Below are 14,867 nucleotides of genomic sequence, written 5' to 3' on the forward strand. Positions count from 1 at the left end.
GGAAGACGTGCCGCCTTTATAGCCCGCCCGTTGCGTCTGTCTGCGCCTTGTTGCGCAAACCGGATTGGGACGCTTCTGCCTCCTCGCTCCGCCGCAGCGAGCGCCAGATCGCCCAGGTCGCCTGGAAGCAGATGCCGGTGACGACGAGGTCGAACAGATATTCCGGCCAGCGCATCGGCGCGACACGGGCGGCAAGCCCGACCAGCGCGAAGCCGGTCGTCGAGATGGTGTCGTTGCGGCTCGACAGCCAGGTTGCCTTGATGACCGGATTGTCCTCGCGCCGGAAGCGCCAGAGCGCGACGACAACGAGGAAGGCGATAATGATCGCGCTCGCCGCCGCGAAGCCGAGCGTCCAGATCTCGATCGGCCTTGGCCGGACGATCTTGTCCCAGAGGTCGTAGAGCGTATGCAGCCCGGCCACCGCCATGACGGCGCCGATCGCGATCGCCGCAAGGCGCTCGATCCGCGCATCGCGGCCGAACACGACCGCGGCGATGCCGTAGAGCGCGACGTCGTAGACCCAGTCCACGCCGTCCTTGAAGAGCTGGGCGTTGCCGACGGCGAGCGCCCAGGCGACGGTCGCCACCGCCTGGATCAGGATGCCGAGCGCGATACCCCAGATCGTCAGCGTATAGGCGCGGGCGACACGACGCTCCGTTCCGGGTGCTGCGGCAACGACGGGCGCCTTCTCGATCGTTGTCATCCCGGCTCCCGTCATGCTCGGGCTTGCCCCGGGGATCCCATCATCCAGCCGGACGAGACACCCGGGTCAAGCCCGGCCTGACGAAAGCGTCCTGTCCTCAGCCGCGGCCGACGAGCGGGGCCTTCGTCGCCATCACCGTGACGAAGAGGATGTTGGCGTCGAGCGGCAGCCCCGCCATATGCAGCACCGTGGTCGCGACATGCTCGACATCCATCACCGGCTCGACCTTGGTCGAGCCGTCCGCCTGCGGCACGCCGGTGGTCATCCGCCGCGCCATGTCGGTCAGCGCGTTGCCGATGTCGACCTGGCCGACCGCGATGTCGTATTTGCGCCCGTCGAGCGAAGCGGTCTTGGTCAGGCCCGAGATCGCATGCTTGGTCGCCGTATAGGCGACGGAGTTCGGCCGCGGCACCTGCGCCGAAATCGAGCCGTTGTTGATGATGCGCCCGCCGCGCGGCTCCTGGTCCTTCATCGCCCGGAAGGCCGCCTGCGTGCACAGGAACGGGCCGGTCAGGTTGGTGTCGACGACCTTCTGCCAATCGTCGAGGGAAAGGTCTTCCAGCAGCACGCCGCCCGGAGCGTTGACCCCGGCATTGTTGAACAGCACGTCGACCCGGCCGAAAGCGTCCCGGGTCTTCGCGAACAGGTTCTCGACCGAAGCCTTGTCGGTCACGTCGGTGGGGACGGCGAGCGCACGACCCTTCTCGACGCCGGAAAGCGCGATCGTCTCCTCCAGCGCATCCGCCCGGCGCCCCGCCAGAACCGTGCGGTACCCGTCCTTCAGGAAGGCGATGGCGACCGCCCGGCCGACGCCCGAGCCGGCACCCGTGATGATCGCGACCTTGTCGTGAGTGGCCATGCGTTTCCTCGTGCTTCTTGGGATTCAATCGTTTCGACCCAAAGCATAAGCGCAGGCCCGCGACAAGGAAGAGCGGCCGGCGCAGGCCGTGCCGGCGTCGGCTGCGGATATCGGCGGTCGCGTCAGGCGACGCCGTAGCGCTTGAACCAGGCCAGCATCCGGGCCCAGCCATCCTCGGCCTGCGCCTTGCGGTAGCTCGGCCGATAATCGGCGTGAAAACCATGCGGCGTGTCGGGGAAGATCACGATCTCGACCGTCTTTCCCGCCGTCTTCGCCGCCTCGCGCTGGGCCTCGACGCTGGCGACAGGGATGCCGTTATCGGCCCCGCCATAGAGCCCGAGCACCGGCGCCTTGAGATCCCCGACGACATCGGCGGCCGTCTTCGGCTGAATGTCGCTGCGGTTGCCGCCGAGCGGCCCGTACCAGGCGACGGCGGCCTTCACCTGCGGGTTGTGCGCGGCATAGAGCCAGACCGCTCGCCCGCCCCGGCAGAAGCCGGTGATGCCAAGCCGGGCGGCATCGCCCTTCGAGGAGGCCGCAGCCCATCTCGCCGTCGAATCGAGATCGGACAAGAGCGTCGCATCCGGAGCCTTCGAGATGACATCGCGCACGATGACCTGCGCATCCGTCATCTTCGAGAGGTCGCCGAGCCGGGCATAGAGTTCCGGCGCCACGGCGCAGTAGCCGAGCTTGGCGAGGCGCCGGCAGATGTCCTTGATGTATTCGTGAACGCCGAAGATCTCCTCGACGACGAGGATGACCGGGAAAGGACCCGCGCCTTCCGGCATGGCGCGATAGCCCGGCAGCTCACCATCGGCAGTCGGGATCTTCACTTCGCCGGCGACGAGGCCGTTGACGTCGGTCTTGATCGTCTGGCCGTGGACGACGGTGGTGGCCAGCGTGAAACCGCTGATCAGACCAGTCATCACGAAGCCTCGCCGTGAGAAAGGCTCGCTGACCAATCCGTCGAGTCCCTCGAGTGCTTCCCTTGCGGCGGTCCTGGTCGATGCGGGCATCACGGCGCTCCCTGGCTGGAAGCGCGGAGACTGCGGGGCCGGAGCCCATCTGCCAAGCAGCGCCGCCCTACGGCGGAGGTCACAGTGGCGTGATCACTTGCCCGGCGCGTCGGCAAGCGGCAGGTTGCGGCCGGCCAGCAGGAGACGACGGATGCAGCACCCCGGGACGAACGCCGCAGAGTTGATCGACGCACGGATCGCCGAACTCGGCGACTGGCGCGGGGCGACGCTGGCGCGAATGCGCGACCTGATCCGGCAGGCGGTTCCCGAGATCGTCGAGGAATGGAAATGGCGTGGCGTGCCGGTCTGGTCGCATCACGGCATCATCTGCACCGGCGAGACCTACAAGGCCGTCGTGAAGCTGACCTTCGCCAAGGGCGCCGCGCTGGACGACCCGGCGAAGCTGTTCAACGCCAGCCTGGAGGGCAATACCCGGCGAGCCATCGACATCCGGGAAGGCGCGGCGATCGAGGAGACGGCGTTCGTAGCGCTCATTCGCGCCGCATCCGCTCTGAACGCCTCCCGCAAGCGCTGACGACCGGCCCCGGCAGCAGCTCGTCCGAATTTCCGGCCGAAGCAAAACCCGGAATCGGCATGACCGGCAGGCCGGCTGCGGCTCGTGCCGTTACATCCGGAACACGCCGAATCTCGTCTCGGGGATTTCGGCATTGAGCGTCGCCGAGAAGGCGAGCGCCAGCACCCGGCGCGTCTCGGACGGCAGGATGATGCCGTCGTCCCAGAGCCGCGCGGTGGCGAAATACGGCGAGCCCTCCTCCTCGTATTTCTCGCGGATCGGCGCCTTGAAGGCCTCTTCCTCCGCGGCAGGCCAGCTCTTGCCCTCTGCCTCGATATTGTCGCGGCGCACGGTGGCGAGCACGCTCGCCGCCTGCTCGCCGCCCATCACCGAAATCCGCGAATTCGGCCAGGTGAACAGGAAGCGCGGGCTGTAGGCCCGGCCGCACATGCCGTAATTGCCGGCACCGAACGAGCCGCCGACCAGCACGGTGATCTTCGGCACGCGCGCCGAGGCCACCGCCGTGACGAGCTTGGCCCCGTCCTTGGCGATGCCGCGGGTCTCGACATCGCGCCCGACCATGAAGCCGGTGATGTTCTGCAGGAAGAGCAGCGGAATGCGCCGCTGGCAGCAAAGCTCGATGAAATGCGCGCCCTTGAGCGCGCTCTCGGAAAACAGGATGCCGTTATTGGCGATGATACCGACCGGGATGCCGTGGATGCGGGCAAAGCCCGTCACCAGCGTCGTGCCGTAGAGCTTCTTGAACTCATCGAACTCCGAGCCGTCGACGAGCCGCGCGATCACCTCGCGGATATCGTACTGCTTCTTGAGGTCGGTCGGGACGACGGCCTCGAGCTCGGCCGGGTCGTAGAGAGGCTCGACCGGCTCGGCGATGTCGATATCGGGCCGCTTGACGCTGTTGAGGTTGCCGGCGATGCGCCGGGCGATGGCGAGCGCATGGGTATCGTCGCCGGCATAATGGTCCGCGACGCCCGAGAGGCGGGCGTGGACATCGGCGCCGCCGAGATCCTCGGCCGAGACGACCTCGCCGGTCGCGGCCTTCACCAGCGGCGGGCCGCCGAGGAAGATCGTGCCCTGCTTCCTGACGATCACCGTCTCGTCCGACATCGCCGGCACATAGGCGCCGCCGGCGGTGCAGGAGCCCATCACCACCGCGACCTGCGGGATGCCCTCGGCCGAAAGCGTTGCCTGATTATAGAAGATGCGGCCGAAATGCTCGCGATCGGGGAAGACCTCGGTCTGGTGCGGCAGGTTCGCGCCGCCGGAATCGACGAGATAGATGCACGGCAAGCGATTCTCGCGCGCGATCTCCTGGGCGCGCAGATGCTTCTTCACCGTCATCGGGTAATAGGTGCCGCCTTTGATCGTCGCATCGTTGCAGACGATCATGCATTCGCGCCCAGCGACGCGGCCGATGCCGGCGATCATGCCTGCGGCATGGACATCGCCCTCATACATGCCGAAGGCGGCGAGCGAGCCGATCTCGAGGAAGGGCGAACCCGGATCGGTCAGGCGCAGCACCCGCTCCCGGGGCAGAAGCTTGCCGCGCGCCGTATGGCGTTCGCGCGAGCGGGCGTTCCCGCCTTGCGCGGCGGTGGCGCGGCGTTCCTGCAACTCGTCCCGCAGCGCGGCCCAGGCTTGCGAATTCGCTCGCGTCTCGGCCGAATGCAGGTCGACCTTGCTCTCGATGACTGGCACGGCGCGTTCCCTCGACGACGGTCTCCGCCGAGGTTATGGCGCGCCCTGCGGAAAACGCCAACCGGCGCGGACGCCCGGACGCGACCGGGCAATTCCGCGCCGAAAGCGCAGCTCAGTCGCTGGCCTTGTTGATCGAGCCGGTCACGGATGGCGCCGCCACGGCACCGATCGCCCCGCCGGCTACGGCGCCGATCGGGCCACCGACGAGCGCTCCGGCGCCCGCCCCGGCTGCAGCACCGGCGATGCGTTGCTCGGTCGTGTTGCAGGCGGCGAGCAAGACCGTGAGGCCACCCGCCAGAAGAAAAGCACGCATCGTCGTCCCCATGCGTTTGCCCAGTCCCCGGTCGAGAATGGGTTCGGCATGGCTAACGAGAGGTAAATCAGACCGAAACGGTGGGGCCGAACACCCGCTCGAAAGCTTCCCGCAGCACCGAATCGGCCTCGGCCATCGATACCGGCAATCCGAGATCCACCAGCGAGGTCACGCCGTGCCGGCTGACGCCGCAGGGGACGATGCCGTCGAAATGGGAAAGCTCCGGATCGACGTTGAACGAGATGCCGTGGAACGAGACCCAGCGCCGCACGCGAATCCCGATCGCCGCGATCTTGTCCTCGACATCCGCGCCGCGGTCGGGCCGGCGCACCCAGACGCCGACGCGGTCCTCGCGCCGCTCGCCCCGGATGTTGAAATCGTCGAGCGCACCGATCAGCCAGCCCTCGAGCGCCGCCACGAAGCGGCGCAGGTCGGGCTGGCGCCGCTTCAGGTCGAGCATGACATAGGCCACGCGCTGGCCGGGACCGTGATAGGTGAACTGCCCGCCCCTGCCCGAGCGAAACACCGGGAAGCGCTCCGGCGCGATCAGATCCTCGTCCTTCGCCGAAGTGCCGGCGGTATAGAGAGGCGGATGCTCGACCAGCCAGACCCGCTCGCGCGCCTCGCCGTCCGCGATCAGCGCGGCGCGCGCCTCCATTTCGGCGACGGCCTCGTCATAGCCGGTGAGCCCCTCGGTCACGACCCATTCGACCGGCTCCGACACTCCCTCCGGCAGGAATGAGACGGCCAGTTCCTCACGCATCTTCACCATGGCTTAACCATGTTTCGTTCAAGCTTTCCCTGCCGGCGACATCCGGCGCGACCATCACCGAGCCTCTTGCGCCCAAAAGCAGCCGGCAGGCAAGTTTCGCTGGTCCAATTCTGAAGTAGGGTTCCGGAGGCAGGACTTGAAGGCCGATCTCGATCTCGTTCCTGTCGAGCTCACTGTCGTGCTGGGGCAGACCCAGATGCCGATCTACAAGCTGCTGCGCCTCGGCCGCGGCGCCATCATCGAGCTCAATGCCAGCGAGACGGACGAAGTCCAGATTCTCGCGAACAACCACCCCTTCGCCAAGGGCATCGTGGTGGTCAGCGGCGCGAAGATTTCGGTCGAGATCACCCAGATGCTGAAGCGCCCGACCGTCTACACCCTCGAGACCGTCGCGGAGGCCGCCTGACGCGCAGTTTTCAGGGAAAAGACGAAAGGCTTCGCTTTTCCACAATGACACTCTTGTGGCGGCGGATTCGATTTGCTAGATCGGCGCCGCTCACCGGATGCACCGCCTGCAACCGGAACCGAGCTGCGGTCGTGGCGGAACTGGTAGACGCACTACCTTGAGGTGGTAGCGGGGAGACCCGTGGAGGTTCGAGTCCTCTCGACCGCACCAAATTCGGATGCAAGTCCCGACAACGGCGACCCGCGAGGGTCGCCGTTGTCGTTTGCGGCCTGCCATGCGATTCGCCGCTTCGCGCGTTGCCGGGCTGACAGGCGTCAGAACTTTGGTAACGTAAATCGGCGATCACCATGTCTCGTCCGATCCTCGAGAACGTCCCCTCGCATGCCACGCCTCCGCATTCTGCCCGTCCTGGCCGCCGCCGCGCTCGCGGTGCTCGGCGGCTGCGTGGCCCTCGATACGGCCGGCGACCGGCGCCCCCATCCCGGCGTCGCCGAAGCCCATAGCTACGGCATCCACGGCATCGACGTCTCGCGCTGGCAGGGCGACATCGACTGGGCCGCGGTGAAAGCCTCCGGCATCCGCTTCGTCTACATGAAGGCGACCGAAGGCGGCGACCATGTCGACCCCGCCTTCCAGCGCAACTGGGAAGGCGCGCGCCGCGCCGGCATCGCGCGCGGCGCCTACCATTTCGTCTATTGGTGCCGTCCCGCGCATGAGCAGGCGCTGTGGTTCAAGCAGCAGATCCCGAACGATCCCGACGCCTTGCCGCCGGTGCTCGACGTCGAATGGAACGGTCATTCCAAGACCTGTCCACAGAAAGTCAGCCGCGAGCTGGCGTTGGAAAAAATCCAGCTCATGCTCACCGAGCTAGAGCAGCTCACCGGCAAGAAGCCGGTGATCTATACCGACATCACCTTCCACCGGGAGGTGCTGGAGGGCCAGTTCAACGACTACGCCTACTGGATCCGCTCCACGGCGGCGAAGCCCGAGACCCGCTATGCCAACCGCCCCTGGGCGTTCTGGCAGTTCACCACCACCGCCCGGGTTCCCGGCATCCGCGGGGATGTCGACCGCAATGCCTTCTTCGGCAGCGAGAAGCAGTTCGCGGGCTGGCGGCAGGGCGAGTTCGACATCGCCAGCCGCAGCTGGGAGCGACGCCGCCCGGCGGCGCCGCAGCCCGCTCCCGCCGCGGACCAGCCGGCATCTCCCGTTCCGCTGCCTTCCGAACCCGTGCCCGGCTCGCCTGCCCCCGCTCCGGAGCAGGATATGGAAGACCTGCCGGTCGCACGCGTTCCCGGCAGCGTGCCGCCGGTGGCATCGGCCTTCCAGCCGCTCGGCGATCAGACCATCTCCGACTGACGGATGCATCACGGCGCGGAGGTCTGGGGCCGAGCTCGCATTCGGCCGGTTAACCAAGGCTGAAAAACATCCGTCGACGACGACCCAATTCTAACCGGCGCTTAACCACGCTCTCCGCATCTGGACCTGTGATGCGGGAGAAACACATGCCGGCGCGCGAGCTGATCAGCGGCAGACGATATCTGGGAGCCCTCGCCTTCCTGGCCTCGCTCGCCTGCGCGGTCGAGCCCGCACTGGCCTTCTATCCGAAGAAGGGCGACAGCGCGCCGCATCACGGCGTGCGCGACGCCCGCCGCAAGGTCATCCAGGGCATCGACGTCTCGCGCTGGCAAGGCGACATCGACTGGGCGAAGGTCAAGGACGCCGGCACCCGCTTCGCCTTCATCAAGGCGACGGAGGGCGGCGATCACGTCGACCCCAATTTCAAGCGCAACTGGATCGAGGCGAAGAAGCACGGCGTGCCGCGCGGCGCCTACCATTTCGTCTGGTGGTGCCGCCCCGCCAAGGATCAGGTCCGCTGGATCAAGAAGCACATTCCGCGCGACCCCGACGCCCTGCCGCCGGTACTCGACGTCGAATGGCAGAACGATTCGCAATGCGCCCGCCGGGTCTCGCGCGAGGATGCCCTCGAGAAGATCCAGATCATGCTGAAGGGGCTGCGCGAGCACACCGGCAAGAAGCCGATCATCTACACCGACATCAATTTCCACGAGGACGTGCTGGAAGGCGCGTTCAACGACCATCCCTACTGGCTGCGCTCCACCGCTGCCCCGCTGGCGAAACGCTATGCCCGCGACCGCTGGGAATTCTGGCAGTTCACCACCACGGGCCGCGTGCCCGGTATCACCGGCCATGTCGATCGCAACGCCTTTTTCGGCAGCGAGCGGGAGTTCGACGCCTGGCGCCAGGGGCGTTTCGACATCGGTTCGCGCACCTGGCATGGCGGCCCGCGGGTCGCGATCCGCACCCCGCCGCCGACGCCGGCGGGGCTGAGGGCGCCCAAGGCGGCCGGCGGAACACGGCTGCACTTCGTTCCGCCCGGCCGGATCCCGTCCCGCACCGCGGACAATCGCGACATCGGCACCACCGGCTCGCTCCGGCGCGACTGAGGCCAGCCCGACGGACCGTCATGGTGCTGTCATGTCGGCGGAGCCCTGTGCCGGCCCCGCCACCGCAGCACGCGATCGAGACCACACCGATGCCGACCGACCTGCAGTCCCAATCCGGCGTCATCTGGGCCTATCGCTTCGATGCGGACGGCAATCCCGCCATCGTGCCGCGAGACGTGCTGCCGGATCTGGCGCCGGACGCGGGCTTCGTCTGGCTGCATCTCGACCTCGTGCATACGCGCGCTCAGAGCTGGATCGCGGAGCAGCCTCTCCCGGACGCGGCGCAGGAGGTCTTCCTGTCGCAGGAAAGCCATCAGCGCCTCGACCATTCGGCGCAGCTCGCCTGGGGCGTGTCGCACGACCTGATCCGCGGCATCGGCGAGAAATCCGACAATGTCGGGGCGCTGCGCTGGATCATCGGCGACAGCTTTCTGCTGACCGGCCGGCGCGAGGCCCTGCACTCGATCCGGATGACGGCCGATGCGCTGAACCGTGGCGAGCCGGCCGAAAGCCCGAGCGCACTCTTCGAGCAGATCATCGAGTACATCATCGACGATCTCACCGACAGCGTCGTGCGCCTGATCGACGAAACCGACAGCGTCGAGGACCACATCCTGCTCGACCGCCTGCACGACGGTCCGCAGCGCGTCGGCGCGATCCGCCGCATCGCCGTCCGGCAGCATCGCCAGCTCAGCGGCCTGCATGTCTTGTTCCGCCGCTTCGCCGAGACCCAGTCCGGCCGCAGCGCGCCCGACGCGGTCAAGGCCACGGCGGCGCGCCTGCTGCAACGGATCGACACGCTCCACCACGACGTGCAGTCCGTGCAGGATCGTGCCCGCCTGCTCCAGGACGAGATCGCCGCTCGCTCGGCCAACCGCACCAACCGGCAGCTCTACGTGCTCTCGATCCTGACGGCGCTCTTCCTGCCTGCGACCTTCATCACAGGCCTGTTCGGCATCAACGTGAAAGGCCTGCCCTGGGTCGAAAGCGAGGCCGGCGCAGCCTATGTCACGCTCGCCTGCGTCCTGGCCTCGCTCATGGCGCTGTTCCTGCTCAGGAGGCGCGGGGTCATCGGCCAGTAGGACCCGCCCCCCGGCCAGCGTTTGCTCGCCCGAGGGTACGGAGCGACATTCGGAGGCGCCGGCGGCCGCCGGATCATCGCGCGTCCTGTCGGACGGGATAGCGATGATCTATCTCATTGCCAGAGCATCGAATTTTTCCGAAAAGTGGATTCCACTTTTCGATCCGATGCTCCGGGCCGCAGGCACCTCGCTGCGATCGTCGCGGCCTACCAGGTCATCCGAAGGCCGACACGGCCGCCGAGACTGTGGCCTTCCCCCTCGCCCACCGCGACACTGTAGTCCGCCGCCGCGAACAGGTTGACGTTGTCCGCGACACGGCCGGAAACGCCGAGCCCCAGCTGTGCCCAGCTGCCGCCGAGCCCGGTCTTCAGCGTGACCGGGAAGTTGCCGGCCAGATTGGTGAAGGTGGTCTTCGCATCGGCGCCGAAGCCGTGCCAGAGATTGGCCCGTGCCCAGGTCGTCACCAGGCGCCCGCCGAGCGACCAGTCCTTGGTCAGGCGCGCGCCGATGCGACCGTAGAGCGCGTCGGCATCGTCATATTTGGTCCAGCCGAAGCTGTCGGCGCCGCCGTCCAGCGAGACGTGCTGATAGATGAGCTGGGCCTGCGGTTCGATGGTCCAGCCGGCGCCCAGGGCAATCGGGTAACCGCCCTCGAGCGAGGCCGCGAAACCCCATCCGTCCGGCTTCAGACGCTGGCCGAACATCGAGGTCGCCTCGGCCTGATCGTACCAGGTGCCTTGCGCGACGGCATCGACATACCAGCCGCCCGCTCCCTTGCGGGTCCAATAGCCGCCCAGCGAGTAGCCGTACATCGAGGCCGAGCCGGCCCTGCCGCCGTAGACGGCGTCGACGTCGCCGGCGATGCGGCCGGCGCCGACATAGAGGCCGGCAATGTCGCGGGTGCCGTCGGCGCCCTGCCGGCGGAACAGGTCGAGCCCGGTCTGAATGCCTGCGACATCGAAGTCGTAGTTCGGGCCGTTCTTGGAGAAGTCGTTCAGGCGGCCGAAGGCGCCGGCCCCACCCTGCTTCACAGCCCCGGTCTCGCCGAAGACACGGCCCCAGGCAGCGTAGCGTCTTTCGCCCGACGACGAACGGGTGTCGGCATAGTCCTCGCCGTTGCGGTCGTGGTAGGTCCCCAGCATGACGAGGCCGAAGCGGCTGGCCATCGCCGGCACCGCCATGTTGACGGGCACCTCGACGCGGTAGTTGGGAAGACTGGCCGCTGCCGGCGCCGTCGCGGGCGGCGCACTTCCCTGCGGGGTTTCCTGAGCCGCTCCGGGCACGGTCACGGGCCCGGTATAGATCGAGCGCAGGAAATAGTCCTGCGTATCGGAGGCGCCGCCGCGGAACAGGCTGTATTCATAGGCGCCGGCAGCCACACGCCCGGCGAGCGAGAAGGCGCCCGAAGCGGTGGTGCCGCCATTGATCGCATCGACGACACGGATACCGTCGCCCGTCGTCAGGGCCCCGCCGCCGCCGGCATTGCTGATGCGCAAGGCCGACGTGCCGGTCGCGCTGCCGCCGTCGATGACGAGCTGGTCGCTCGGCGAATTATCGCCGCCGAGAACGGTGTTGAGCGCGATCGTGCCGCCCTGGCCGACATAACTGCCGGTCGTGAGCGTCGTGCCGGCCGTGCCGCCGGGCAGTCCGAGGATGACCGTTCCGGCATTGGTCAGCGAGGCGGCGGTCTGGTTGTTCCCCAGCAGGTCGAGCGTGCTGGCCGCCTGCACCGTGTAGTCCGAATTCGGGCTGAGGACGTTGGCAGCGCCCGCAGCGACCGTGCCGCCGTACAGCGTCGTCGGACCGGAATAGGTGCTCACGCCGGTCAGGCGGGTGTAGCCGTTATAGAAGTCGACAGCGCCCGTGCCGCTCATCGCGGCCGCAAAGCTGTAGCCGCCGCTCGTGTCGCTATGGTTGAACACCAGCCTGCCGGCGCCGGCGCCGAAGGCGACCGTGGGCGTGTTCAGCACGCCCGCAGCCGTGGCCGCCGCCCCGGCCGCCGCGCCGATGTTGAGCGTGCCGGTCGAGCCCGCCTGCGCCGCGATGGTGGTGCCGCCGGCGGCGTTGACGACGGCCTGGTTGGCGATCGTCAGCGCACCCGCGCCGGCATCACCCACGGCGAGCGAGGCTGCGGTTATGGACGTGCCGGCGCCGTCGATCAGGGCGGTTCCGGTGCCCGTTGCCAGGGTACCGATCGTGAAGGCGCCGCCGGCCGTCGCCGTCGCGCCGGCAAGGAGGCTCAGCGTGCCCTGGCCAATGAAGCCGATATTGATGTTCTGGCCGGCGGTCATGGCCGAACCGGGACCCGTAACTGTTATCATCCCAGTTGCAGTGGTGGGGCCGCCCGCATAGCCACCAGCATTGATGAAGCCATCAGCGTGAAGCAGGCCACCGTTTTGAACGGTTGCCGAGCCGGTTCCGCCCATGCCGCCAATATAGACATTGGCGACGCTGTTCACGGCCGAGCCAGCGCCATCGATCAACAAGAAGCCGCGAGCCCCGCTGCCGATGTGACCGACGTACAGTCCACCACCGACGGGGTTGGTGATGTTGACCTGACTGCCGCTCAGCACGTTCAGGGTGCCGGTCGAGTTGTCGTTCTGGCCGACGCCGATCGAGCCGACCGAATTCCAGACCGAGTTGTTGCTCAGGGTCATCGTGGCGGAGGAGCCAGTGCCCTGGGCGATGACGCCGGCGGCCGGGATGGCCGCTGTCGTGTTGACGGTGCTGCCGTTCGTTATGAGGATATTGCTCTGCGACCCGGCTGCATTGGCCATGAACAACACGAAACTGGTCAGCGAACTGTTATCGACGGTGATCTGCCCCGAAGTGCCGGTGGAATTGCCGAGGACGAGCCAGTTGCTGGCCGACACCGCAGCGCCGTTCTGTATGCCCAACGAGCCATTGGCCACGTTTCCGACGGTCAGGTTGCCAACCACGTTCCACGGATTGGTACCCACCGGGTAGGCGGGCGTCACGTCGCCGGTCGTGGTGATCTGCTGCGCCTGTCCCGCGGACGGAGCCAGCAACAGCGTCAACGCCGTCGCCGTCAGCAGGGAAAGTCGCAGCGACCTTCCAGGTGAATCGAAATTCTCAGCGGGTCCGCATCTCCGAGCCACAGATTCTCTCCCCCATTTTGAACATCAGCGGGGAATTCTGAGCGAGGCAGGAGGCCATGCATACCCACGGTTGCAGGCAGAGAACCCGCGTCCAGCGCATGGCGTTTCGCAATAAAAGACTTGACTCGGATAGATTGCAAAAACGCGATATACCCGATTCGAGAAAAAATTTACGTATAATTCTACAATTATTTGTATGATGAAAAATTAATCATCTTGATTACTTGGCGTACATAGTTGGGTATATGCCAGAAATCGAGTATGACAACTTGAGTAATGAATGTCATATTCAGGTATTATAGAATGTATTACCGAACGTAACTGTCGAGGCGAATTTCACTCGGGGATCGAGACAGATATCCGATCGAAAGCAGGCACGCGCCGATCGGGTCCTTTTTGCCGGCCTCGGCGCAGGTCCCGACGCAACGTCGCGCCGCGTTTCGCTGTGCCCCGCAACGATCGGAAGACGAGCCGGCGCAAAATATGGCCGACCATGCGGGGCGGCTCGCGCGAGCCGTATCACCCCGGAATGCCATCGCGACTTCGCCGGAAGCCCCGAAGCCGGTGGAGGCGCGCGCGAGCCTGCCTGTCCGATCGTTCCACCGCCTATCGGCGCAAGCCTGCGCATCGGCGCAGAGCCATCTGCCACCTCCCGCCCGCTGACTTGGCGGCCAACCGCGCTATAACCGGGCAAATGCTCCATCCGAGCCGGGAGGCCCTCATGCTCGCCAACGCGCCGCGCCCCTTCAATTTCGATCTCGGCGAAACCGCAGACGCCATCCGCGACACCGTTCATGCCTTCGCGCAGGAGAAGATCGCCCCGCGCGCCGCGGAGATCGACAAGACCAACCAGTTCCCGCGCGATCTCTGGCCGGAGATGGGCGCACTCGGCCTGCACGGCATGACGGTCGAGGAAGAGTATGGCGGCACCGGCCTCGGCTATCTCGAGCACTGCATCGCGGTCGAGGAGGTCAGCCGGGCCTCGGCCTCGGTCGGCCTTTCCTACGGCGCCCACTCCAATCTCTGCGTCAACCAGATCCGCCGCAACGGCAACGAGGCGCAGAAGCGGAAATACCTGCCGGGGCTGATCTCCGGCGAGCATGTCGGCGCCCTCGCCATGTCCGAGCCCGGCTCCGGTTCCGACGTCGTCTCGATGCGCACCCGCGCCGACAAGAAGGGCGATCGCTACGTCCTCAACGGCAACAAGATGTGGATCACCAACGGCCCGATCGCCGAGACGCTGGTCGTCTACGCCAAGACCGATCCGGAAGCCGGCTCGCGCGGCATCACCGCCTTTCTGATCGAGAAGGGCATGAAGGGTTTTTCGACCCACCAGAAGCTCGACAAGCTCGGCATGCGCGGCTCGGACACCTGCGAGCTCGTCTTCCAGGATTGCGAGGTGCCGGAGGAGAACGTGCTGGGCACCGTCGGGCGCGGCGTCAACGTGCTGATGTCGGGCCTCGACTACGAGCGCGTCGTGCTGGCGGCCGGCCCCCTCGGCATCATGCAGGCGGCGCTCGATGTGGTCATGCCCTATGTCCACGAGCGCAAGCAGTTCGGCCAGCCGATCGGCGAGTTCCAGCTCGTCCAGGGCAAGGTCGCCGACATGTATGTCGCGATGAATTCCTGCCGCGCCTATGTCTATGCCGTCGCCAAGGCCTGCGACCGCGGCGAGACCACCCGCGAGGACGCCGCCGGCGCGATCCTGATCGCGGCCGAGAAGGCGACGCAGGTCGCGCTCGACGCGATCCAGCTCCTCGGCGGCAACGGGTACATCAACGACTATCCGACAGGCCGCCTGCTGCGCGACGCCAAGCTCTACGAGATCGGCGCCGGCACCAGCGAGATCCGCCGCATGCTGATCGGCCGGGAGCTGTTCAACAAGACGAAGTGAGG

The 14,867-nt window shown here is 66.8% G+C and carries 13 protein-coding genes and 1 tRNA gene; 7 read left to right on the forward strand and 7 right to left on the reverse strand.

The features are described 5' to 3' along the window. Nucleotides 1-16: 16 nt before the first annotated feature. From BGO20_RS06330 to BGO20_RS06340, 3 genes are all read right to left on the reverse strand, one after another. The gene (locus BGO20_RS06330) at nucleotides 17-703 is read right to left on the reverse strand and encodes a cation efflux transmembrane domain-containing protein (protein WP_291661811.1); all 687 of its coding nucleotides are present in this window, start codon (nucleotides 701-703) and stop codon (nucleotides 17-19) included. A 97-nt stretch (nucleotides 704-800) separates the two neighbouring features. Further along, entirely contained in the window at nucleotides 801-1,562 is a 762-nt protein-coding gene (locus BGO20_RS06335) for an SDR family oxidoreductase (RefSeq protein ID WP_291661810.1), read from the reverse strand. A 122-nt stretch (nucleotides 1,563-1,684) separates the two neighbouring features. Beyond that, complete coding sequence (locus BGO20_RS06340; protein ID WP_291661809.1) at nucleotides 1,685-2,578, reverse strand: dienelactone hydrolase family protein; 894 nt, start codon at nucleotides 2,576-2,578, stop codon at nucleotides 1,685-1,687. Between the two features lie 151 nt (nucleotides 2,579-2,729). Here BGO20_RS06340 and BGO20_RS06345 point away from each other — a divergent pair, with 151 nt between their 5' ends. After that, the gene (locus tag BGO20_RS06345; RefSeq protein ID WP_291661808.1) at nucleotides 2,730-3,113 is read left to right on the forward strand and encodes a DUF1801 domain-containing protein; all 384 of its coding nucleotides are present in this window, start codon (nucleotides 2,730-2,732) and stop codon (nucleotides 3,111-3,113) included. 90 nt (nucleotides 3,114-3,203) lie between these two features. On the opposite strand, the gene BGO20_RS06350 is transcribed toward BGO20_RS06345, so the two are convergent. The 3 genes from BGO20_RS06350 to lipB all read right to left on the reverse strand — a co-directional run bounded on the left by BGO20_RS06350 (nucleotide 3,204) and on the right by lipB (nucleotide 5,896). Next, nucleotides 3,204-4,811 carry a carboxyl transferase domain-containing protein gene (locus tag BGO20_RS06350; RefSeq protein ID WP_291661806.1) on the reverse strand — a complete coding sequence of 536 codons (1,608 nt, stop codon included), beginning with the start codon at nucleotides 4,809-4,811 and terminating at the stop codon, nucleotides 3,204-3,206. Nucleotides 4,812-4,923: 112 nt separating this feature from the next. Continuing rightward, nucleotides 4,924-5,124 (reverse strand): hypothetical protein, encoded by a 201-nt coding sequence (locus tag BGO20_RS06355; protein ID WP_291661805.1) that lies wholly within the window; start codon nucleotides 5,122-5,124, stop codon nucleotides 4,924-4,926. Between the two features lie 67 nt (nucleotides 5,125-5,191). Next, nucleotides 5,192-5,896 (reverse strand): lipoyl(octanoyl) transferase LipB, encoded by a 705-nt coding sequence (gene lipB, locus BGO20_RS06360; RefSeq protein WP_291661803.1) that lies wholly within the window; start codon nucleotides 5,894-5,896, stop codon nucleotides 5,192-5,194. A gap of 136 nt (nucleotides 5,897-6,032) precedes the next feature. Here lipB and BGO20_RS06365 point away from each other — a divergent pair, with 136 nt between their 5' ends. The 5 genes from BGO20_RS06365 (at nucleotide 6,033) to BGO20_RS06385 (ending at nucleotide 9,852) form a co-directional block, all read left to right on the forward strand. Continuing rightward, nucleotides 6,033-6,302: a FliM/FliN family flagellar motor switch protein gene (locus BGO20_RS06365; RefSeq protein ID WP_291661801.1), complete on the forward strand. Its 270-nt coding sequence runs from the start codon at nucleotides 6,033-6,035 to the stop codon at nucleotides 6,300-6,302. A 125-nt stretch (nucleotides 6,303-6,427) separates the two neighbouring features. Next, nucleotides 6,428-6,512 (forward strand) — tRNA-Leu (locus tag BGO20_RS06370). A 171-nt stretch (nucleotides 6,513-6,683) separates the two neighbouring features. Continuing rightward, nucleotides 6,684-7,661, forward strand: coding sequence for a glycoside hydrolase family 25 protein (locus tag BGO20_RS06375; protein WP_465246001.1), 978 nt, complete (start codon nucleotides 6,684-6,686; stop codon nucleotides 7,659-7,661). Between the two features lie 146 nt (nucleotides 7,662-7,807). Then, on the forward strand, nucleotides 7,808-8,770 hold the full coding sequence (locus tag BGO20_RS06380; protein ID WP_291661799.1) for a glycoside hydrolase family 25 protein: 963 nt from the start codon (nucleotides 7,808-7,810) through the stop codon (nucleotides 8,768-8,770). Between the two features lie 89 nt (nucleotides 8,771-8,859). After that, nucleotides 8,860-9,852 carry a CorA family divalent cation transporter gene (locus tag BGO20_RS06385; protein ID WP_291661797.1) on the forward strand — a complete coding sequence of 331 codons (993 nt, stop codon included), beginning with the start codon at nucleotides 8,860-8,862 and terminating at the stop codon, nucleotides 9,850-9,852. A gap of 206 nt (nucleotides 9,853-10,058) precedes the next feature. Here the strand turns inward: BGO20_RS06385 and BGO20_RS06390 are convergent, their stop codons facing one another. Continuing rightward, nucleotides 10,059-12,890 carry an autotransporter family protein gene (locus tag BGO20_RS06390; RefSeq protein ID WP_291661795.1) on the reverse strand — a complete coding sequence of 944 codons (2,832 nt, stop codon included), beginning with the start codon at nucleotides 12,888-12,890 and terminating at the stop codon, nucleotides 10,059-10,061. A gap of 802 nt (nucleotides 12,891-13,692) precedes the next feature. On the opposite strand from BGO20_RS06390, the gene BGO20_RS06395 reads away from it, so the two are divergent. Then, nucleotides 13,693-14,865: an isovaleryl-CoA dehydrogenase gene (locus BGO20_RS06395; protein WP_291661794.1), complete on the forward strand. Its 1,173-nt coding sequence runs from the start codon at nucleotides 13,693-13,695 to the stop codon at nucleotides 14,863-14,865. Nucleotides 14,866-14,867: the final 2 nt, after the last annotated feature.

Source organism: Allobosea sp. 67-29, from assembly GCF_001898115.1.
Taxonomy (GTDB): domain Bacteria; phylum Pseudomonadota; class Alphaproteobacteria; order Rhizobiales; family Beijerinckiaceae; genus Allobosea.